The sequence below is a fragment of the Mycobacterium sp. GA-0227b genome, from assembly GCF_001499855.1.
In the GTDB taxonomy this organism is placed as follows: Bacteria; Actinomycetota; Actinomycetes; order Mycobacteriales; family Mycobacteriaceae; genus Mycobacterium.
In genome coordinates, this window is sequence record NZ_LQIK01000012.1 from 120,229 (window position 1) to 139,566 (window position 19,338).

Here is a 19,338-nt window from a genome sequence, read left to right on the forward strand (position 1 = left end):
CTCCTCTCGCGTCGTGTCACGGTGCTCACTCGAATGTAGCGCGGCGCGGGGTCCGGAACGCCGCGAACCTCAGGCCGTCTGGGCCGAGATTTCGCTGTGGGTGGCCAGATAGTCGCGAAGTGCCTGCCGACCGCGGTGGATACGGCTGCGCACCGTACCCAACTTGACGTCGAGCGTCGCGCCGATCTCCTCGTAGGACAATCCCTCGATGTCGCAGAGCACGACCGCGGCGCGGAACTCCGGCGGCAGTGAGTCCAGCGCGGCCTGCAGATCGGGGCCGAGCCGCGAGTCGTGATAGATCTGCTCGGGGTTCGGGTCGTCGGCGGGGACGCGGTCATAGTCCTCGGGCAGCGCCTCCATGCGGATGCGGCCGCGCCTGCGCACCATGTCGAGGAACAGGTTCGTGGTGATGCGGTGCAGCCAGCCTTCGAACGTGCCGGGCTGATAGTTCTGCAACGACCGGAACACCCTGATGAACGTTTCCTGGGTGAGGTCCTCGGCGTCGTGCTGGTTGCCCGCCAGGCGGTAGGCCAGCCGGTACACCCGATCGGCGTGCTGGCGCACCAGTTCGTCCCACGACGGCATCGTCGCTTTGTCACCGGTGGCGTCGAACACCGCGGTGCCGGTCAGTTCATCCGAGGGCTCAACCCACTCCCCATCCGCGAACTGCTCGAGGTGGGCCATGGAAACCGGAGCCGTCTTGATGGTGGTCGTCAGATCCTCCTGGTCACAGCCGCCATCACGGCGCGGCGGCTCGTTATTGGCGGCAACGTGGAGACCCACATAGGTATTCCCGTGTTCCTGCCCTGAAAGCCAGCGTTCGCCGTTTTCCATGGGACATACCGTCGCCGACCGTTCCGTGCTTGGCATATGAGCAAACTGAACATTTCCTGAGAATGCTTCTCTACCCACTTTCGACCTGCACGAATCCCACAAATTCGGCTCGATCCGGCGTTCGGCAACGGGCGTGTCGCGATGCTGGCCGATGCCGGTTGGCTACGCTGCGGGAATGGCCGGCACCGACGACGTCATCGGACCGCACAGCCGTGCCGACGCCATCGTCTCTCATGCCGAGCAGTCCATCTCAGAGGACGCCATCGTCGCTGCCGCCCGGGAACGCGCCCTCGACATCGGGGCGGGCGCCGTGTCCCCCGCGGTGGGCGCGTTGCTGTGCGTGTTCGCCAAGTTGACCGCCGCCAGGGCCGTCGTCGAGGTCGGCACCGGCGCAGGGGTCAGCGGCCTGTGGCTGCTGTCGGGCATGCGCGAGGACGGCGTGCTGACCACAATCGATGTCGAACCCGAACACCAGCGCATCGCCAAGCAGGCGTTCACTGAAGCCGGTATCGGGCCGGGACGAAGCCGGTTGATCAGCGGCCGCGCCCAGGAGGTGTTGACCCGCCTCGCCGACGAGTCCTACGACCTGGTGTTCGTCGACGCCGATCCGGTGGACCAGCCGCAGTTCGTCGCCGAAGGCGTCCGGTTGCTGCGCCCGGGCGGGGCGATCGTCCTGCACCGCGCGGCGCTGGGCGGGCGCGCCGGTGACGCCACGGCCAACGATGCCGAGGTCATGGCGGTGCGGGAGGCTGCTCGGCTGATCGCCGAGGACGAGCGGCTCACCCCGGTGCTGGTGCCGCTGGGCGACGGCCTGCTCGCGGCCGCCCGCGACTGAGCACTCCTCGCCGAGCACACGTGACCTGCCCCTTTTCGGGGTGCTTCTTGGGCAATCTGCGGCTGATGGCGCCACCCCCTTGACCGCTGGCTGAACGCGCGTTTAATCTACTGAACATGCGTTCAGCTTCGAACGACCGAACGGCGGTGGCGAGGATCCGCGACGCCGCGATCGAGCAGTGGGGCGAGCAGGGGTTCAACGTCGGACTGCGGGCGGTCGCCGAGGCCGCCGGGGTGTCGGCCGCGCTGGTCATTCACCACTTCGGCTCCAAGCAACGCCTGCGCAAGGCCTGTGACGACTACGTCGCTGAAGTGATCCGCGAGGCCAAGTCGGAGTCGCTGCAGAGCGGCGATCCGGCGACCTGGCTCGCGCAGATGTCCGAGATCGAGTCGTACGCGCCGCTGATGGCGTATCTGGTGCGCAGCATGCAGTCGGGCAGCGAGCTCTCGAACACCTTCTGGCAACAGATGATCGGCAACGCGGAGCAGTACCTGGATGAGGGCGTGCGCTCCGGTCTGCTCAAGCCGAGCCGTGACCCCCGGGCCAGAGCCCGCTTCCTGTCGATGTCGAGCGGCGGCAGCTTCCTGCTGTATCTGCAACTGCACCCCTCCACCGATCTGCGCGAGGTGCTTCGCGACTACGGCGAGGAGATGATGCTGCCCGCGCTCGAGCTCTACACCGAAGGGCTGATGACGGACTCGAAGATGTACGACGCGTTCCTCGAGCAGCGCAAAAAAGGTATCCCGTTCAGCACACCCCGAGAAGGAGACGGCGATGACGGCTCAACCAGCCAAGCCCCTGCAGCGGGTTGACGCCGGCGGTGGTCCGGCAGTCGAAATCCGCGGCTTGTCAAAATCGTTCGGCCGAACCAAGGCGCTCGACGGGTTGGATCTGACCGTCGCACCGGGTCAGATCACCGGGTTTCTCGGACCGAACGGCGCGGGCAAGTCGACCACGATCCGCGTGCTGCTCGGACTGCTGCGGGCAGACCGGGGCGCGGTGCGGCTGCTCGGCGGCGATCCGTGGCACGACGCGGTGGAGTTGCATCGCCGTATCGCCTATGTCCCCGGCGATGTGACGCTGTGGCCCAACCTGACCGGCCTGCAAGCGATCGACTTTCTGGTCCGCCTCCGCGGCAACGGAGTCGACACGACCCGCCGGGATCAGCTGATCGACCGCTTCGAACTCGACCCGCACAAGAAGGCGCGCACCTACTCCAAGGGCAACCGGCAGAAGGTCGCCATCGTCGCCGCGTTCTCGACCAACGCCGAACTCTACATTCTCGACGAGCCGACATCCGGCCTGGACCCGTTGATGGAGAAGGCATTTCAACAGTGTGTCGGTGAAGTCGCCGACCGCGGTGCCGCGGTGCTGCTGTCCAGCCACATCCTGGCCGAGGTCGAAAAGCTCTGTGACAGCGTGACGATCATCCGCGCAGGGCGCACAGTGCGGGCCGGCGCCCTCGACGAGCTGCGCCACCTGATGCGCACGACCGTGACTTTGCGCACCCGCCACGACGGCCAGCGGCTGCGCGGCGCACCCTTCGTCCACGACTTCGCGGTCAGGGACGGCCATTACGTCTTCTCGGTCGACCGCAACGACCTCGACCACGCGATGGCCTTCGTCAGCGATCTGGGGATCATCGACCTGACGGTCACGCCGGCCTCGCTGGAGGACTTGTTCCTGCGTGAGTATCAGGGGGTCGATCGATGACTGCCACGGTCGACGCACCGACCACGACGCGGCACGGCACGGCAAGCGGCGCGTGGACCGGAACCGCCAAGCTGCTGCGACTCGCGTTGCACCGCGACCGGGTCCGGCTCGGTGTCTGGATAGCGGTGCTGACGTCGCTGATGGTTTACGCGCCGGGCGCGATAAAGCTGGCCTACCCCGAAGAGGCGCAACGCCTGGCCCGGGTCGACCTGATGAAGACGCCCGCAGGGATCATGATGGGCGGGCCGATGTTCGGCAGCAACGAGACCGACCTCGGCGCGATGATGGCCAACGAGCTGATGCTGACGTTGATCGTCGCGACGTCGATTCTCGCCATTCTCACCGTCATTCGTCATACGCGCGCCGAGGAGGAAAGCGGCGCAGCGGAGTTGGTGTTGTCGTCGGTCGTCGGCCGGTACGCCCGCACCGCAGCCGCGCTGATCCTCGTCGGCGCGGTCAACGCCGTGCTGGCGGTGACGATGACTCTGGCGATGGCGGCCACCGGCTTTGGGCTCGTCGACACCGCGGCGATGTGCCTCGGTGTCACCGGGGTGGCCATGGTGTTCGGCGCGGTGGCTGCCGTCACCGCACAGCTGTGGCGACAAGCGCGCACCGCGACCGGCGCAGCGATGGCGACGCTGGCGGTCGCTGCCCTGGTGCGCGGCATCGGTGACGTCATCGACAACTCGGGCAGCGTGCTGAGTTGGTTCTCCCCGGTTGCATGGGCGCAACAGATGCGCTCCTTCGTCGATCTGCGGTGGTGGCCGTTCGCCCTACTGGTCGCATTGACCGTGGCCCTGATGGCGCTGACCGCCGTGCTGGAGAGCAGACGCCAGTACGACGACGGCACCCTGCCGTCCACCGGCGAGCGCCCCGACGCCCGTCCGATCACGGGCGTGCTGGCCCTGCACCTGACGCTGCAACGCGGCCAGACCGTCGGCTGGACGATCGGACTGTTCCTGGGCGGACTTGCATTCGGGTCGATGACGAAGTCGCTGCTCGACGCGGCGGAAAACAACGAGATGATCCAGCGGGTCATCGCCCAGCAGGGCACCGACAGCGTCCACACCACCATGACGCAGTTCCTCGCGGCGGCGGCGAGCGCGTACGTCGTCGGCGCGGTGCTGCGGGTGTACGCAGACGAGGTCAAAGGGTTCGGCGAGGCGGTGTTGGCCGGCTCGGTGTCGCGGTGGCACTGGCTGTCGACGGCCGTCGGCTCGGCGCTGCTGGGCTCGACCGTGCTGATGGTGGCCGCCGGTCTCGGCAACGGGCTGGGCGCGGGCATCACGGTCGGTGAACCGGCCACCGTGCTGCGGCTGACCCTGGCCGGGTTGGCCTTCGTGCCCGCCATGGCGGTGATGGCAGGGATCGCCGCCCTCGCCGTCGCAGTGCGGCGACCCTGGATCGGCTGGCTGGCGGTGGCGTTCGTCGTCGTCTCGCTGTATCTCGGAGCGCTGTTGCGCTTGCCGCAGTGGCTGATCGACCTCTCGCCGGTCGGGCGCACCACCGCGCCGATGGACTACCCGGTCACCGCGCTGGCCGTGATGGTCGTCGTCGCAGGGGCCCTGATGTTGATCGCGGGCGCGTTGTACCGCCGGCGCGACGTGGTCTGAGGACTAGGAGGAACCGTGAAGGTCGCTCTTCAACTACTGGCGTCGACGCTCGGGGCAATCCTGTTCATGGGTGTGGTGCTGTTCTTGCCCGCAGGGACGTTCGACTATTGGCAGGCATGGGTTTTCATCGCCGTTTTCCTCGTCGGCACCATGGTGCCGACCGTGTACCTGGCGGTGAAGTATCCCGAAGCCTTACAGCGTCGCATGACATCAGGGCCCTGGGCGGAGACCCGGCCGGCGCAAAAGCTGATCACGGTCGGCATCATCGTGTCGGTTGTCGCCGTCGGGGTCCTCAGTGCCCTTGACTATCGCTTCGGTTGGTCGACGGTGCCGACTGCGGTTGTCGTGATCGGCAACGTACTGGTATTGGCGGGCCTGGGCTTGTCCGAGCTGGTGGTGATCCAGAACAACTATGCCGCAGCGACGATCACCGTCGAGGATGAGCAACCGGTCGTGTCGACGGGTCTGTACGGCGTTGTGCGGCATCCGATGTACGCCGGGGCGCTGATCATGACGTTGGGCATGCCACTTGCCCTGGGCTCGTACTGGAGCTTGCTCATGGTGATTCCGGGCGCCCTCGTCTTCGCAGCCCGCATCATCGACGAGGAGAAGGCGTTGCGAGAGGAACTCCACGGGTACAGCGAGTACACCGAGAAAGTGCACTACCGCCTGGTGCCGGGGGTGTGGTGACGATGAAAACCACTGTCCAGGCAATAGTTACGTCTCTTGCCGGCTTCATCGTGTTCGGCCTCCTGGTGTTCGGCCCTGCGGGTACGTTCGACTACTGGCGCGGTTGGGCGTTCATTGCGGTGTTCGCCACGGCCACCCTGATACCGAGCGGCTATCTGGCAAAACGGAATCCGGAGGCGCTGCGCCGTCGTATGCAAGCGGGCCCGCAAGCTGAGACACGACCCCTGCAGAAACTCATCATCGCCATCGCCTTCATCTCGATGGCCGCCATGATCGCGGTGAGCGCGCTGGACTTCCGCTTCGGATGGTCGTCGGTGCCCGCCGTCGTTTCGGTGGCCGGACTTGTCCTCGTCGCAAGCGGGCTCACCATCGCGATGCTGGTGACCATTCAGAATGGTTATGCCGCAGCAAATGTCACCGTCGAGTCGGGTCAACAGCTGTCATCCACCGGCTGGTATGGATTCGTCCGGCACCCGATGTACTTCGGCAATGTGATCCTGATGGCCGGCGTGCCGCTCGCGCTGGGCTCCTGGTGGGGTTTGGTGTTCGTCCCCGTCGGCCTCGCGATCCTCGTACTTCGAATCGGCGACGAGGAGGCTCTACTCAAACGAGACCTGGCCGGCTACCGCGAGTACATGCAGAAGGTGCGCTACCGTTTGGTGCCCTACGTCTGGTGAAGTTTGGTGGTCCGCCCGGCGCAAGCGGAAGCACCGGCTCATAATGCCGCTGTGGAACTGCTGACCGGGCTGGGACTGGCGACAGCCGCGGGACTCAACGCCTACATCCCGCTGCTGGCGCTCGGCCTGCTGTCCCGGTTCACCGACCTCGTCACGCTGCCGAGTGGCTGGGCCTGGCTCGAGAACGGCTGGGTGATGGCGATCGTCGCGGTGTTGCTGGTGATCGAGATCGTCGCCGACAAGATCCCGGCCCTCGACAGTGTCAACGACGCCATCCAGACCTTCGTGCGACCGACGGCGGGCGGCATCGTGTTCGGATCCGGCACCGCCGCACAGACCTCGGCGGTCGCCGACCCCGGCGCGTTCGCGCAGTCCGGGCAGTGGATACCGGTGGCAATCGGGGTCGTCGTGGCCCTGGTCGTGTCGCTGACGAAATCCGCGGTGCGACCCGCCGCCAACGTCGCGACAGCGGGTGCCGCCGCGCCGGTGCTCAGTACCGTCGAGGACGGCGTGAGCGTCGGCCTGGTCTTTCTGGCAATCGTGCTGCCGGTGCTGGTGTTGGTGGCCGTGGCGCTGCTCGTGTGGGCGGCGGTCCGGCTGGTGCGGCGACGACGGCGCAACACCGCAGCAAGTTGATTTCGCTTATGTGAGCGTGGTGACGTAATGGCCGCCGGAGAAGATGTCGATGTAGCTGTTGCCGCTGATGTCCTTGTAGGCGCAGGTGGACACCGTCCCCCTTTTTGTGTAGGACCCGCCGGCGGCCTTGCATTCGCTCTTGATGGTCTTGTCCGAGAGCTTCTCGGCGTGCGCGGCCGGGGCGGTCGTGCTCATCAGCGCGCCGACGGCGATGGCGCCGGCGGCGATGGCGGCCGTAATGCTGGTGCGTCTCATCGTGCTGTCTCCTGTGTTCGTGGCCTCGTTGGCCGTGGTGATCGAACCAGGGTGAAACACAACCGCATAGCGCATAACGGGGCCGAGACCCAAGGCTGTTGCTGCGTCGTAGGGGTTGCCTGGCAGGCGGCGGTTAGGGGCCTAGGGGCTAGATCCAGACGCCCTTGCCGACCGCGACCACTCCCCCGGCGCTGATCGCGAACCGTTCGCGATCCTTGTCCAGATCCACCCCGACCATTTCGCCCGGGCCGACGACGACGTTCTTGTCGAGGATCGCGTGGCGCACCACCGCGCCACGGCCGATCCGGGCGCCGGGCATGATCACGCTGCCTTCGACGATCGCTCCGTCATCGACGACGACGTTCGACGACAACACCGAATTACGCACGGACGCCGCCGAAACGATGCTGCCCGCGCCCACCACCGACTCCTGCGCGGAGCCGCCGTTGACGAACTTCGCCGGCGCGAGCATCTCCGACTCGCCGCGGATGGGCCAGCGCTTGTTGTAGAGGTTGAACACCGGGTGCACCGACACCAGGTCCATGTGTGCGTCGTAGAACGCGTCAAGGGTTCCGACGTCGCGCCAGTAGCCATGATCGCGTTCGGTCGCGCCGGGCACCTCGTTGTTGCTGAAGTCGTACACCGCCGCCATCCCATCGGCGACCAGACGCGGGATGATGTCGCCGCCCATGTCGTGGTCCGAGTGGTCGTCGTCGGCGTCGGCGCGGATCGCGTCGATGAGCACCTTGGTGGTGAAGATGTAGTTGCCCATCGACACGAACGTCTGCTCGGGATCGTCGGGCGTGCCCGGCGGGTCGGCCGGCTTCTCGATGAATCCGCGGATGCGCCCGGACTCGTCGGAGTCGATGCAGCCGAACGCGGTGGCCTCCGCGCGAGGCACCCGGATACCCGCGACCGTCGCGCCCGCGCCGCTCTCGATGTGGAACTGGACCATCTGCTCGGGGTCCATGCGGTAGACGTGGTCGGCGCCGAACACCACGATGTAGTCCGGGTCCTCGTCGTAGATGAGGTTCAGCGACTGATAAATCGCGTCGGCGGAGCCGGTGTACCACCGCGGCCCGAGCCGCTGCTGAGCGGGCACGGGCGTGATGTATTCGCCGGCGAGCCCCGAAAGCCGCCAATTCTGCGAGATGTGCCGGTCGAGCGAATGCGACTTGTATTGCGTCAGCACGCAGATGCGCAGATATCGCGCGTTGACCAGATTCGACAGCACGAAATCGATGAGCCGGTAGGCGCCGCCGAAGGGAACAGCGGGCTTGGCCCGATCCGCGGTCAACGGGTAGAGCCGCTTGCCCTCACCGCCGGCCAGGACGATGCCCAGCACGTGTGGCAATTCCCTCATCCCTCAAACCTATCGGCCGGTTGTGTCCGGGGCCAGGCATTGGTGCGCTGAGTCAGTCACTCGCGGGCTCGGCACAAGCCTGCGGTGGCCCGCCCCCGTAACTATCGTCTAGGACCATGCGGGTGGCGATGATGACCCGGGAGTATCCACCCGAGGTTTACGGCGGCGCGGGGGTGCACGTCACCGAGTTGGTCGCTCAGCTGCGCCACCTCTGCGAGGTCGACGTGCACTGCATGGGCGCCCCGCGCCCCGACGCGATCGTTGCGCAACCCGACCCGGCGCTGCTGGGCGCCAACGCCGCGTTGACCATGCTCTCGGCGGACCTGAACATGGTCAACGCCGCGGCCCAGGCGCACGTCGTGCATTCGCACACCTGGTACACCGGGCTGGCAGGACATCTCGCCGGCTTGCTCTACGGCATCCCGCACGTGCTGACCGCCCATTCGCTGGAGCCGATGCGGCCGTGGAAGGCCGAACAGCTCGGGGGCGGCTATCGGGTGTCGTCGTGGGTGGAGAAGACGGCCGTTGAGGCCGCCGACGCAGTGATCGCAGTCAGCTCCGGCATGCGCGACGATGTGTTGCGTACCTATCCCGCACTGGATCCGAACCGGGTCCATGTGGTGCGCAACGGAATCGATACCGAGGTCTGGTATCCCGCGCCGCCGGAACCGGGCGAGTCGGTGCTGGCCGAGCTCGGGGTCGACCCCACGCGCCCGATCGCGGCCTTCGTCGGGCGGATCACCAGACAGAAGGGCGTCGCGCATCTCATCGCTGCGGCACACGATTTCGCCCCCGACATCCAACTGGTGTTGTGCGCAGGAGCGCCCGACACCCCCGAGATCGCTGCCGAGGTGACCGCGGCTGTTGCCCAACTCTCGCGGGCCCGCGCTGGCGTCTACTGGGTGCGCGAGATGCTTCCGATCGTGAAGATTCGCGAAATACTAACCGCAGCAACAGTTTTCGTATGCCCTTCGGTCTATGAGCCGTTGGGCATCGTGAACCTCGAAGCGATGGCGTGCGCGACCGCGGTGGTGGCCTCCGATGTCGGCGGTATTCCGGAGGTGGTGGCCGACGGGAACACCGGGCGGCTGGTGCACTATGACCCGCTGGACCCGACGGGTTACGAGAGCCGGTTGGCCGCGACGGTCAACGAGCTGGTGGCCGACCCGCAGAAGGCGCGACAGTACGGCAGGGCCGGGCGGCAGCGTTGCATCGACGAGTTCTCCTGGGCGCACATCGCCGAGCAGACGCTGGAGATCTACCGCAAGGTGTCCGACAGCGAACTCACTAGCTTGTGACGTTCTTAAGCTCGTCCCCGAGCGCGGCGGCTTCGTCGGGAGTGAGCTCGACGACCAGTCGCCCGCCGCCTTCCAGTGGTACCCGCATCACGATGCCGCGCCCCTCCTTGGTTGCTTCCAGTGGACCGTCGCCGGTCCGGGGCTTCATCGCCGCCATCGAGTGCTCCCTCCACATGAGCCGGCCCACTGCGGGCTCGGTCGGGGCCGAGTCTGCCCACCCGTTTGACAGCTCCCGGCACTGAACTGCTACTGAACGCCCCTATTGTTCCCTATCGGCGGTGTTCGGTGTGCAAAGACCCGGCTATGGCCGTCTTCGGAGACGGCGGCGACGTCGCCGGCACCCAGCAGTCGGCAGTGTGGTCGTCGACCATTCCGGTGGCCTGCATCAAGGCGTAGGCGGTCGTCGGCCCGACGAAGCGGAACCCGCGACGCTTCAGTTCCTTGGCCATCGCGGTCGACTCCGGGGTGACCGCCGGAACGTCGGCGACGCCGGCGGGCCGCGCCCGGGGCGGCGGCGCGAACGACCACAACAACTCGGCGAGCTCGACCCCGGCATCGGCGAGGGCGGCGGCGGCCCGCGCGTTGGCGATGGTGGCCTCGATCTTTGCGCGGTTGCGCACGATCCCGGCGTCGGCCATCAACCGCGCGATGTCGCGTTCGGTATAGCGGGCGATGCGCTCGACGTCGAAGCCGTGAAAGGCGCGCCGGAAGTTCTCCCGCTTGCGCAGGATCACCAGCCACGACAGCCCGCTCTGGAACGCTTCGAGGCTGACCCGTTCGAACAGGGCGGCCGAGTCGCGCAGCGGTCGCCCCCACTCGGTGTCGTGATAGTCGCGATAGAGCACGAAATCGGCGGGCGCGAGCCGTGATTCGTCGATCCAGGCGCACCGGATGCGACCGTCGGATGCGGCGGCGAGCTCCGTCGCGGCGGTCATGATTCCGCCCCTTCCTCAGATGGCAGCGCGTGCGCGCCACCCTCGACGGGCTCGTCGTCATCGATGCCGTGGGTCGCCCGCAGCGTGGCGAGCTGGCCACGAAGCTGGTCGAGCTCCTGGCCCAACCGGTCGAGCACCCAGTCCACCTCGCTGGTCTTGTAGCCGCGCAGCGTCTGGGTGAACTTGACCGCGTCGACGTCGGCGCCCGTCACACCCGAGGCGGGCAACACCGTGGCGGTGGTGTCGCGCGGCAGGGGCGGCAGCGGTTCACCGCGGCCGAACAGCACGCTGCCCACGGCGAACAACACCACAGCGATCAGCACCAGCACGACCAGATACAGCAGAACCAGGGTCACGCTGTCGATACTGCCTCAGGCGTGCGACAAAAGCGGCCGACTACCCGCGCGGGCGCAGCGTCGCCATCGGCGGGCGGTCGGTGAGCGACACCGGCGAGGTCCGCGGCGTGTAGTCGTCGCCGTCGGCGAAGAACTGCGTGAGCCCGACGCCGGAGTCGGGCACGCCGCAGCGGGACAACAGCGTCGCGATGACCTGCCTGCTCATCGTGGCCAGCTCGGTGAGCGACCGGTTGCGGTGCGTCCGCACGCCGAGGTTGACCTGCGCGATTCCATCCAGCCCGAGACGGTCGTAGGCGTCGATGAGCAGGCCGATCTCCACGCCGTACCCCGGCGCGAACGGTACGGACGTCAACAGCTCACGGGTGCCGGCGTACTCACCGCCCAGGGGTTGCAGGATGCAGCTGAGCTCGGGGCGCAGCGAGGCGAGCAGCGGCCGGGCCACCAGCTCGGTGACGCGCCCGCCACCGTTGGCGTCCTGGCTGCCGCTGACCTTGAGCGGCCTGCGGTAGAAGCCCTTGACCAGGTGCACCCCGTCGGCGGTGAGCAGCGGGCCGACGAGCTTGGGCACGAACATCGGGTCGGGGTCGATCAGGTCGGAGTCGACGAACACCACGATGTCGCCGGTGGTCGCGGCCAGTGAACGCCACAGCACCTCGCCCTTTCCGGGCTGCGGGGCCACCTCGGGCAGCGCGACTTCCCGGCTGACCACCCGGGCCCCGGCGGCCAGCGCGCGGATCTCGGTATCGTCGGTCGATCCCGAATCGAGCACGATCAGCTCGTCGACCAGCCCGCCCATCAACGGCGCGATGCTTTCGACGACGCTGCCGACGGTCTCCTCCTCGTTCAACGCCGGCAACACCACCGAGATGGTGCGGCCGTTCTTGGCGGCTTCGAGTTCGGCGATGCTCCACGCCGGCCGGTTCCAGCTACGGTCGGCCAGCCACTGTCCAGTACGGACCGCGGCGCCGGGCAGTTCCGGAGTGAGTGTCATGCCAGTCCCCTCACCGTGCGCGTCGGCGGCCGTCCGCCCTGGATCGACGCGACCATCTCCAGTACGCGCCGAGTCGGTGCGACCTCGTGCACCCGGAACATCGCGGCTCCGTCTGCGGCCGCCAGGGCGGTGGCTGCAAGGGTGCCCTCCAGGCGTTCGGTCAAACCCACACCCAGAGTCTCCCCGACGAAATCCTTGTTGCTCAGCGCCATCAGGACCGGCCATCCAGTTTTTACAAGCTCTTTCACATGGCGCAACAAAATAAGACCGTGGTAAGTGTTCTTGCCGAAATCGTGGGTCGGATCGATCAGCACCGCGTCGCGCGCCACCCCGGCGGCCACCGCTCGTTCGGCCGCGGCGGTCACCTCGGTGATCACGTCGTCGACGACGCCGCGTTCGGAGATCCCGTAGTTGACCCGGAAAGGCCTCGTCCGCGGTTGGGCGCCGCCGGTGTGCGAGCACACCAGGCCGGCGCCGAATTCCGCGGCGACCTCGGGTAACGCCGGGTCGTGGCCGGCCCAGGTGTCGTTGATCAGGTCTGCACCGGCCGCACAGGCTTGTTTGGCGACCGCCGAGCGCCAGGTGTCGACGCTGATCAGCTGGTCGGGATAGGTGCCGCGCAGCCATTCGATGAACGGGACGACGCGGGCGACCTCTTCGTCGGCGTCGACGAGCCCGCCCGGACCCGCCTTGACCCCGCCGACGTCGATGACGTCGGCGCCCTCCTCGATCACCCGGTGCGCGGCGGCCTTGGCTGCCTCGTCGGTGAACGCGGCGCCGCGGTCGTAGAACGAGTCCGGCGTCCGGTTCACGATCGCCATGATCAGCGCCCGGTCGCCGGCGACGGGTCGCCCGAGGAACCTTGACTCCACGTTTCCAGGCTACGGCCGTGCGATTTGTGGAGTTTTTGCGGCGCTCACCGCCGCTGCGGCTCCACGAATCGCTAGTTCTTGGGCTTCTTTCCGTCGGCGACCTCTTTGGGGTATGCGTCGTAGAACTCGACGTAGCCCTCGTCGCGGCCGGACAGCACGTAGATCGGGTCGTCGATCTCCTCGACGTTGTAACCCTCCTTGCGGAGGTCGACCTTCTGGCTCTTGAACGTCGACGTGTGCGCCAGCTCCTCGACCACCCGAACGAACAGCGGCACCGCATACCCGGGCAGCTTGTCGTAGGCGGCCTTGGCCAGCGCCTTGCCGTCGAATTCCTGGCCCTCCTTGAGCTGGATCGCCGCCATGCCCGCCCGGCCGCCGGTGCCTTCCACCTCGACGCCGAACACCGTGCACTCCTCGACCTGCGGGTCGGCCGAGATCGCCGACTCCACCTCGGTGGTGGCCACGTTCTCGCCCTTCCAGCGGAAAGTGTCGCCGAGCCGGTCGGTGAACGACGCATGCCCGAACCCCTGCGAGCGCATCAGGTCGCCGGTGTTGAACCAGACGTCGCCGTCACGAAAGGCGTTGCGCACCAACTTCTTTTCCGTCTCCTTCTTGTCGGTGTAGCCGTCGAACGGCTGGAAGTTGCTCACCTTGGACAGCAGCAGCCCCGCCTCACCGTTGCGCACCTTCTTGACGCGGCCCTTGTCGTCGCGCAGCGGATCACCGGTCTCCTGGTCGTACTCCACGAAAGCCACGGGCGTCGGGCAGATGCCGGTCGACTTCGGAACGTTGAACACGTTGACGAACGCGGTGTTGCCCTCGCTGGCGCCGTAGAACTCGCACACCCGCTCGATGCCGAACCGCTCGGTGAACTCGTCCCAGATCGCCGGGCGCAATCCGTTGCCGCAGATCACCCGGACCTTGTGCGCCCGGTCGGTGTCCTTTTCCGGCTGGCTGAGCAGATAGGAGCAGATCTCGCCGATGTAGACGAACGCGGTGGCGTCGTAGCGGATGACCTCGTCCCAGAACTTCGACGCCGAGAACGACTTGCCCAATGCCAGCGTGGCACCCGAGTTCAGCACCGACGACAGCGCGACCGTCAGCGCGTTGTTGTGGTACAGCGGCAGGCAGCAGTACAGGGTGTCCTTGCTGGTCAGCCGCATGCCGAGGCCGCCGAATCCGGCCAGTGCGCGCAGCCAGCGGTAGTGGGTCATCACGCTGGCCTTGGGCATGCCGGTGGTGCCCGACGTGAAGATGTAGAAGGCCTTGTCCTTGGCCAGCACCGCCGCGGTGGTGGGCGGGTTGCCGGTGGGCGCGGTGGCGGCCAGGCGCTTCAGCTCGTCGACGGTGATCAGGCCCGAGGTGTCCGCGCCGGACTCGGTGATCGGCTCGACGAAATCGGTGTCGGCGACCACGGCCTTCGCCTCCAGCAGCCCGAGGCTGTGCTGGAGTACCTCACCGCGCTGGTGGTAGTTGAGCATGCCGGCGATCGCCCCGCACTTGACGGCAGCGAGCATCAACAGCACGGATTCGGGTGAGTTGCGCAGCATGATGCCGACGACGTCGCCGTGCCCGACGCCGCGGGCGGCCAGCACCGCGGCATAGCGGTTGGCAGTCTCGTTGGCCTCGCGGTAGGTGATCTGCTCGTCGCCGAACTTCAGGAAGACCTTGTCGGCGTAATGGGCAGCGCGCTCCTGGAACACCCTGCCGATCGACGTCTTGGCCGACGGCCGTGCGCCGAAGCCGGTGACCACGCCGCGCAGGATGGTCGGCACGTCCACGATCAGGCCCGGCATCCTGGCGGCGATGTCCAGCAACCCGACGCTGCTGCCGGTCCCCGACTTCTCGGTCATGTGCGTCCGTCCCTCCGCTCTTCGTTTGTCGCACACCCTAGTGACCCAGGTCATGCCGCGGCGCGCACGCCGCCATGGCCGACTCGATATCGGTCACGACGACCAGCCGGTCCAGCGCCTCCTTGGCGACGTAGCCGCTGTCGAGCAACCCGTGCAACCAGGCCAACAGGCCGTCGTAATGCCCGATTGGATCGAGCAGCACGACGGGTTTTTCATGCATACCCAGATAGCCCGCTGTCCAGGCTTCGAAGAACTCCTCGAGGGTGCCGATGCCGCCGGGCAGCGCGATGAACGCGTCCGATCGGCCTTCCATGACCTGCTTGCGCTCACGCATCGTGTCCGTGACGACGAGTTCGTCGGCGTCCACGTCAGCGACCTCCCGATGCACCAGCGCTTTGGGAATGACGCCGACGGTGTGTCCTCCGCGGGACCGGGCCGCGACGGCGAGCGCCCCCATCGCCGAGACGTTTCCGCCGCCGGAGACCAGGCTCCAGCCCCGCTCGGCGATCGCCACACCCACCTCCTCGGCCAGTGCGAGGAGTTCGGGGTGCGCCGGCCCCGACGCACAGTAGACGCACACCGCCCATTGACGGTCAGGTTCGCCGGACACGAGCACAACCTAGCCGCACGACGATCAAGCGGCCCCCGGGCCGCGCTGAGGAGTGCGGTAATCGAACCAGCCGGACGACGATCAAGCGGCCCCGGCCGCGTTCAGGAGTGCGGCGATCGATTTAGCCATAGACTCCGGCGGTGCCGATTGAGTGGGTCACCTCGCCGCCCGGACCGGCACTCGACTCGATCGAAGCCGGGCTGCGCAAGCGTTCCGGTGCGGTGCTGATCGGGCCTGCCGGCGTGGGCAAGACGACGCTGGCGCGCGCGGCCGTGGACCGGTTCGGCGCCGGGTATCCGCGCGTCGACTGGGTGACCGCGACCAGGCCGATGGCCGCAGTGCCGTTCGCAGCGGTCAGCCACCTCATCGAGATCCCCGAAACCGGCAAGACCGCCGACGTGTTGCGGTGTGCGCGTGAATCTCTCGGTGACGGCCGCTTGCTGGTGCTCGACGACGCCCATCTGCTCGACCCGCTCTCGGCGGCGCTGGTGTATCAGCTGGCAGTCGGTGCCGCCGCCACGTTGATCGTGACGGTGGCGCCCAACGGCGTGATGGCCGAAGGAGTCTCGGCGTTGTGGGAGGACGGCCTCGTCGAGCGCATCGAGCTCGAGCCGCCGGGGCACGACGACAGCCGGCTGGCCACTCGCGTCGGGGAGTTCGTCGCGGCCCTGCCCACCGCCGCGCACCGCGTGCTGGAGTACCTCGCGGTCGACGACCCGCTCGCCCTCGCCGAACTCGAAGCCCTGGCCGGACGCGACGCCGTCGAGGGCGCATCGGCTTGTGGCGCAGTGGTCGTCGACTACGGCTGGGTGCGTCCGGCACATCCGCTGTTCGCCGACGCGGTGCGCGACGATCTGGGTGGCCCGGAGTTGCGGCGGTTGCGCGGTGAGCTCGTCGACCGGCTCGCGGCGCGGCCCGACGACACCGCGGTCGACCGGCTGCGCCGCGCGGTGCTGGCGCTCGACAGCGACAGCCCGCAGGAGCCCGCCGAGGTGGCCGCGGCGGCCGCAGAGGCGCTGCGGCTCGGCGATCTGACGCTCAGTGAACGGCTCGCCCGCGCCGCGCTGCATCGCGCACCGGTTCTGCCGACCCGGCTGACGCTGGGCTATTCGCTGGCCTGGCAGGGCCGCGGCCGTGACACCGACGCGGTGCTCGCGGAGGTGGACAGCGCCGCGCTCTCGGAGCACGAGTTGATGGCATGGGCGCTGCCGCGCGCGGCGAACCAGTTCTGGATGCTGTCCGAGCCGGAACGGGCGACCGCGTTCCTGCGTGCGACGCGTAATCGGGTGTCGTCGCCGGCCGCCCGCACCACGCTGGACGCGTTGTCGGCGACGTTCGCGATGAACGCGGGCAGTGTGTCGCGGGCCGTGGAACTCGCCGAGGAGGTGCTGGGATCGCCGGCGGCCGACGACACCGCGGTCGGTTGGGCCGCGGCTGCCGCGGCGTTGAGTTCGGCGCGGACGGGCCGCTTCACCGAGGTCGACGCATTGGCCGACCGTGCGATCGCCGCCGGACACCCGGGGCTGCTGCGGTTCACCAGTGGGTTCGGCCAGACGACGGCGTTGGTGATGGCCGGGCAACTCGACCGGGCGCAGCAGCTCGCCCAGCGGCTCACCGACTTCGCGCAGCTGCAGCAACCCGGCCGGGCGATCGGCGAGGTGTTGGTGGCCGACGTGCTGATCGCCAAGGGCGAACTCGACGAGGCGGTGCGGCTGCTGCGTCGCGCGGCCTCCGCCCTGTCGCCGACCGGCTATTCATGGGGTGCATTGGCCTGGATGCTGCTGGCCCAGGCGCTCGGCCAGCTCGGCGCGGGCGTCGAGGCCGGAAAAGCGTTGGCGCGCGCAGAATCTCGACACGGCCTCAAGTCGATGTTGTTCGCTCCGGAGCTGGCCGTGGCGCGGGCGTGGACGATGTCGGCGCGACGCGACCGGCACGGCGCCGTCGACGCCGCCCGCGACGCGGTGCGCAGCGCGGAACGGGGCGGGCAGACGGCGGTCGCGTTGCGCGCCCTGCTCGACGCGGTGCGGCTGGGCGACGTGCGCGCCGTCGACGCGATCGGGCGCATCAGCGCCGAATGCGATTGCGCGACCGGGCGTTTGGCGCTGGCACACGGCCGGGCGCTCGCCGCGCGTGATGCAGCCTCGCTGGTCGAGGTGTCGCAGAGTTACGCGGCGGCCGGGTGGCACAGCGCCTCGGCCGACGCGGCCGCGCAGAGCGCTGAGCACCGCTGAATTGGCGTCGGAGACGGTTCGGTCGCGGCCCTAGACTTTCACTTCGACGGAGGTGCAGATGAGCCAGTTGAACGTGCAGACCGATGGGGTGCGGTCCTACGCCCAGATCCACGACCGGGTCGCGACGGACCTGTCACAGATGGTCGACGCCGATGCCAGTGAAGCGGCCGGCGTGCAGGCCAGCCATGGCACGATCGCCGCCGCCGTGGGCGCCGCGCTCACGAGCGCACTCGGCACCCGCCGCGACACCGTGCAGGCCACCGCCCGCTCGGGCGAGACGCTCTCCGAGCTGCTGCGTGAGGCCGCTCGGATGTACGACGAGGGCGACCAGGCGGGCGCCGACAAGTTGCGCGCTGCCGCCGATGCCCTCGAGTCACAACAGGGCACGCCCGGCGGTACCAGCGGCCCTGTGGGCGCGGGCGGCCCGGCGGCAGCCACCGGAAGCCCGGCGGGCGGCGATCAGATGGCCGGTCAGCTGGCCGGCCAGGTCGGCCAGCAAGTAGGTCAGGCGCTCGGCGGGCTGACGGCGTCGCTGGCCGGCCTCGCGCAGGGGCTGGTGCAGGTCCCGCAGCAGGTCATGCAGGCCGTGCAAGGCGCCGCTGGGTCGACGGCCGACGACAAGGCGCCCCGTGAGGCGTACGACGAGGCCGACCGCACGCAGGACGCCGGCGGCGCTGAGGAGGCCCCGCGGCAGGATCGGGCGCCGCAAACCGAGCGCGCGGTCGAGGGCCAGCCGGTCGAGCGGGCCGATGCGGGTGCGGCGGCGAGCGGTCGGACGCCGGATGTACCGGCCGAGCCGCAGCGGCCACAGCCGGCGCAGACGCGCCCGCAGGCGACTAGTTAGCCGGCGCTGAGTTCTGACGCCCGCTAGACGTTGCGGGCGATCGCGTCGTCGCCGCGTCCGGGCTCCGGCGGGGTCACTGGCGCCGGGCCAGCTGCACTGCCCTCGGGTCCTGACGCGCCGGCCCATGGACGATCGTCGGCGTGCTGCAGCGGTTGGCGCTCGTCAGGTTCATCGCGCTCATGCGGTTCGGGTTCCCTTGCCTCGCTGGGTGTTTCGCCTCGCCACTGGGCGTCGTCGCGCGCTTGCTGCGCGGTTGCGCCCGCCGGACCGGCTGGCGTGCCGCCCGAGCCCGCACCGGCGGCCCCCTGACCGCCTGCGGTCTGGCCACCCGCCGCTTGAGCGCCCTGCATGGCCTGCTGCATCAGCGATCCGAAGATTCCGGTCTGGCCGCCGAGCGCCTGCGCCGGCGCCCCCGCCATCTGCCCCATCTGACCGGCCTGCTGGCCGACCTGGCCGAGCATTCCCACGAGCTGGCCGACCGACTGCGAACCGGCGTCTTCGGCGTTCTGATACGCGGCCTGCGCGGCGCCCACCTTGCCGGAGAACGTGTTCTCCTTCGCAGACAGCGCTGCGACGTTGGCCGTCAGCTCGGCGGCCAGCGTCGGCAACACGGCCGAGATGGTCGCGCTCATCGCATCCTGCCCGGCGGGAATCATCGGGATCTCCGGCAGTTCGACCGCCGCGGCGTTCCAGCTGATGCCCTCGGGCTTTCTCAGCGTGCTCATGCGTGCT

At 68.4% G+C, this 19,338-nt stretch carries 21 protein-coding genes; 10 read left to right on the forward strand and 11 right to left on the reverse strand.

What is annotated here, in order from left to right; genetic code table 11:
• Positions 1 to 69 precede the first annotated feature (69 nt).
• Positions 70 to 834, reverse strand: coding sequence for an RNA polymerase sigma factor SigE (sigE, locus tag AU185_RS10980; RefSeq protein ID WP_059097862.1), 765 nt, complete (start codon positions 832 to 834; stop codon positions 70 to 72).
• Positions 835 to 1,009: 175 nt separating this feature from the next.
• Between sigE and AU185_RS10985 the strand changes: the two genes are divergently transcribed.
• The 7 genes from AU185_RS10985 (at position 1,010) to AU185_RS11015 (ending at position 6,998) form a co-directional block, all read left to right on the forward strand.
• The gene (locus AU185_RS10985; protein ID WP_059097863.1) at positions 1,010 to 1,669 is read left to right on the forward strand and encodes an O-methyltransferase; all 660 of its coding nucleotides are present in this window, start codon (positions 1,010 to 1,012) and stop codon (positions 1,667 to 1,669) included.
• Positions 1,670 to 1,785: 116 nt separating this feature from the next.
• Positions 1,786 to 2,481, forward strand: coding sequence for a TetR/AcrR family transcriptional regulator (locus AU185_RS10990; RefSeq protein ID WP_059097864.1), 696 nt, complete (start codon positions 1,786 to 1,788; stop codon positions 2,479 to 2,481).
• A complete protein-coding gene (locus AU185_RS10995; RefSeq protein ID WP_059097865.1) occupies positions 2,444 to 3,382 on the forward strand; it encodes an ABC transporter ATP-binding protein in 939 nt (312 codons plus the stop codon). Before AU185_RS10990 ends, AU185_RS10995 begins: the two co-directional genes overlap by 38 nt.
• Positions 3,379 to 4,995 (forward strand): ABC transporter permease, encoded by a 1,617-nt coding sequence (locus AU185_RS11000; RefSeq protein WP_059097866.1) that lies wholly within the window; start codon positions 3,379 to 3,381, stop codon positions 4,993 to 4,995. Before AU185_RS10995 ends, AU185_RS11000 begins: the two co-directional genes overlap by 4 nt.
• A gap of 15 nt (positions 4,996 to 5,010) precedes the next feature.
• Positions 5,011 to 5,685 (forward strand): methyltransferase family protein, encoded by a 675-nt coding sequence (locus tag AU185_RS11005; RefSeq protein WP_059097867.1) that lies wholly within the window; start codon positions 5,011 to 5,013, stop codon positions 5,683 to 5,685.
• Between the two features lie 2 nt (positions 5,686 to 5,687).
• Complete coding sequence (locus AU185_RS11010; protein ID WP_059098390.1) at positions 5,688 to 6,362, forward strand: methyltransferase family protein; 675 nt, start codon at positions 5,688 to 5,690, stop codon at positions 6,360 to 6,362.
• A gap of 51 nt (positions 6,363 to 6,413) precedes the next feature.
• The gene (locus AU185_RS11015) at positions 6,414 to 6,998 is read left to right on the forward strand and encodes a DUF4126 domain-containing protein (protein ID WP_059097868.1); all 585 of its coding nucleotides are present in this window, start codon (positions 6,414 to 6,416) and stop codon (positions 6,996 to 6,998) included.
• 6 nt (positions 6,999 to 7,004) lie between these two features.
• Here AU185_RS11015 and AU185_RS11020 read toward each other — a convergent pair whose 3' ends face one another.
• Complete coding sequence (locus AU185_RS11020) at positions 7,005 to 7,253, reverse strand: hypothetical protein (RefSeq protein ID WP_059098391.1); 249 nt, start codon at positions 7,251 to 7,253, stop codon at positions 7,005 to 7,007.
• 148 nt (positions 7,254 to 7,401) lie between these two features.
• Positions 7,402 to 8,616, reverse strand: coding sequence for a glucose-1-phosphate adenylyltransferase (gene glgC, locus AU185_RS11025; RefSeq protein ID WP_059097869.1), 1,215 nt, complete (start codon positions 8,614 to 8,616; stop codon positions 7,402 to 7,404).
• Between the two features lie 116 nt (positions 8,617 to 8,732).
• On the opposite strand from glgC, the gene glgA reads away from it, so the two are divergent.
• Complete coding sequence (gene glgA / locus AU185_RS11030; protein WP_059097870.1) at positions 8,733 to 9,914, forward strand: glycogen synthase; 1,182 nt, start codon at positions 8,733 to 8,735, stop codon at positions 9,912 to 9,914.
• Here glgA and AU185_RS24655 read toward each other — a convergent pair.
• From AU185_RS24655 to log, 7 genes are all read right to left on the reverse strand, one after another.
• Positions 9,904 to 10,071 carry a DUF3117 domain-containing protein gene (locus AU185_RS24655; RefSeq protein WP_005059648.1) on the reverse strand — a complete coding sequence of 56 codons (168 nt, stop codon included), beginning with the start codon at positions 10,069 to 10,071 and terminating at the stop codon, positions 9,904 to 9,906. The genes glgA and AU185_RS24655 overlap by 11 nt on opposite strands.
• Before the next feature lie 112 nt (positions 10,072 to 10,183).
• Positions 10,184 to 10,849 carry a DNA-3-methyladenine glycosylase I gene (locus tag AU185_RS11035; protein ID WP_059097872.1) on the reverse strand — a complete coding sequence of 222 codons (666 nt, stop codon included), beginning with the start codon at positions 10,847 to 10,849 and terminating at the stop codon, positions 10,184 to 10,186.
• Positions 10,846 to 11,205, reverse strand: coding sequence for a DivIVA domain-containing protein (locus AU185_RS11040; protein WP_059097873.1), 360 nt, complete (start codon positions 11,203 to 11,205; stop codon positions 10,846 to 10,848). The genes AU185_RS11035 and AU185_RS11040 overlap by 4 nt, the downstream gene beginning before the upstream one ends.
• A gap of 40 nt (positions 11,206 to 11,245) precedes the next feature.
• Complete coding sequence (locus AU185_RS11045; protein WP_059097874.1) at positions 11,246 to 12,196, reverse strand: glucosyl-3-phosphoglycerate synthase; 951 nt, start codon at positions 12,194 to 12,196, stop codon at positions 11,246 to 11,248.
• Positions 12,193 to 13,017, reverse strand: coding sequence for a dihydropteroate synthase (gene folP, locus AU185_RS11050; protein ID WP_231740245.1), 825 nt, complete (start codon positions 13,015 to 13,017; stop codon positions 12,193 to 12,195). Before folP ends, AU185_RS11045 begins: the two co-directional genes overlap by 4 nt.
• Before the next feature lie 122 nt (positions 13,018 to 13,139).
• Positions 13,140 to 14,921 carry a long-chain-acyl-CoA synthetase FadD6 gene (fadD6, locus tag AU185_RS11055; protein ID WP_059097876.1) on the reverse strand — a complete coding sequence of 594 codons (1,782 nt, stop codon included), beginning with the start codon at positions 14,919 to 14,921 and terminating at the stop codon, positions 13,140 to 13,142.
• Between the two features lie 37 nt (positions 14,922 to 14,958).
• Positions 14,959 to 15,531, reverse strand: coding sequence for a cytokinin riboside 5'-monophosphate phosphoribohydrolase (gene log, locus AU185_RS11060; RefSeq protein WP_059098392.1), 573 nt, complete (start codon positions 15,529 to 15,531; stop codon positions 14,959 to 14,961).
• A gap of 140 nt (positions 15,532 to 15,671) precedes the next feature.
• On the opposite strand from log, the gene AU185_RS11065 reads away from it, so the two are divergent.
• The gene (locus AU185_RS11065; RefSeq protein WP_059097877.1) at positions 15,672 to 17,762 is read left to right on the forward strand and encodes an AAA family ATPase; all 2,091 of its coding nucleotides are present in this window, start codon (positions 15,672 to 15,674) and stop codon (positions 17,760 to 17,762) included.
• A 58-nt stretch (positions 17,763 to 17,820) separates the two neighbouring features.
• Positions 17,821 to 18,606, forward strand: a complete 786-nt coding sequence (locus AU185_RS11070; protein WP_059156972.1) for an ESX-1 secretion-associated protein — start codon at positions 17,821 to 17,823, stop codon at positions 18,604 to 18,606.
• Between the two features lie 23 nt (positions 18,607 to 18,629).
• On the opposite strand, the gene AU185_RS11075 is transcribed toward AU185_RS11070, so the two are convergent.
• On the reverse strand, positions 18,630 to 19,331 hold the full coding sequence (locus AU185_RS11075) for a PE domain-containing protein (protein ID WP_059097879.1): 702 nt from the start codon (positions 19,329 to 19,331) through the stop codon (positions 18,630 to 18,632).
• Positions 19,332 to 19,338 lie beyond the last annotated feature (7 nt).

Excerpts from the sequence above, each read along its gene's own strand:
- sigE (WP_059097862.1), bottom strand. The coding sequence starts at position 834 with ATGGAAAACGGCGAACGCTGGCTTTCAGGGCAGGAACACGGGAATACC.
- AU185_RS10985 (WP_059097863.1), top strand. The coding sequence starts at position 1,010 with ATGGCCGGCACCGACGACGTCATCGGACCGCACAGCCGTGCCGACGCC.
- AU185_RS10990 (WP_059097864.1), top strand. The coding sequence starts at position 1,786 with ATGCGTTCAGCTTCGAACGACCGAACGGCGGTGGCGAGGATCCGCGAC.
- AU185_RS10995 (WP_059097865.1), top strand. The coding sequence starts at position 2,444 with ATGACGGCTCAACCAGCCAAGCCCCTGCAGCGGGTTGACGCCGGCGGT.
- AU185_RS11000 (WP_059097866.1), top strand. The coding sequence starts at position 3,379 with ATGACTGCCACGGTCGACGCACCGACCACGACGCGGCACGGCACGGCA.
- AU185_RS11010 (WP_059098390.1), top strand. The coding sequence starts at position 5,688 with ATGAAAACCACTGTCCAGGCAATAGTTACGTCTCTTGCCGGCTTCATC.
- AU185_RS11020 (WP_059098391.1), bottom strand. The coding sequence starts at position 7,253 with ATGAGACGCACCAGCATTACGGCCGCCATCGCCGCCGGCGCCATCGCC.
- glgC (WP_059097869.1), bottom strand. The coding sequence starts at position 8,616 with ATGAGGGAATTGCCACACGTGCTGGGCATCGTCCTGGCCGGCGGTGAG.
- glgA (WP_059097870.1), top strand. The coding sequence starts at position 8,733 with ATGCGGGTGGCGATGATGACCCGGGAGTATCCACCCGAGGTTTACGGC.
- AU185_RS24655 (WP_005059648.1), bottom strand. The coding sequence starts at position 10,071 with ATGGCGGCGATGAAGCCCCGGACCGGCGACGGTCCACTGGAAGCAACC.
- AU185_RS11035 (WP_059097872.1), bottom strand. The coding sequence starts at position 10,849 with ATGACCGCCGCGACGGAGCTCGCCGCCGCATCCGACGGTCGCATCCGG.
- AU185_RS11045 (WP_059097874.1), bottom strand. The coding sequence starts at position 12,196 with ATGACACTCACTCCGGAACTGCCCGGCGCCGCGGTCCGTACTGGACAG.
- folP (WP_231740245.1), bottom strand. The coding sequence starts at position 13,017 with ATGGCGATCGTGAACCGGACGCCGGACTCGTTCTACGACCGCGGCGCC.
- fadD6 (WP_059097876.1), bottom strand. The coding sequence starts at position 14,921 with ATGACCGAGAAGTCGGGGACCGGCAGCAGCGTCGGGTTGCTGGACATC.
- AU185_RS11070 (WP_059156972.1), top strand. The coding sequence starts at position 17,821 with ATGAGCCAGTTGAACGTGCAGACCGATGGGGTGCGGTCCTACGCCCAG.
- AU185_RS11075 (WP_059097879.1), bottom strand. The coding sequence starts at position 19,331 with ATGAGCACGCTGAGAAAGCCCGAGGGCATCAGCTGGAACGCCGCGGCG.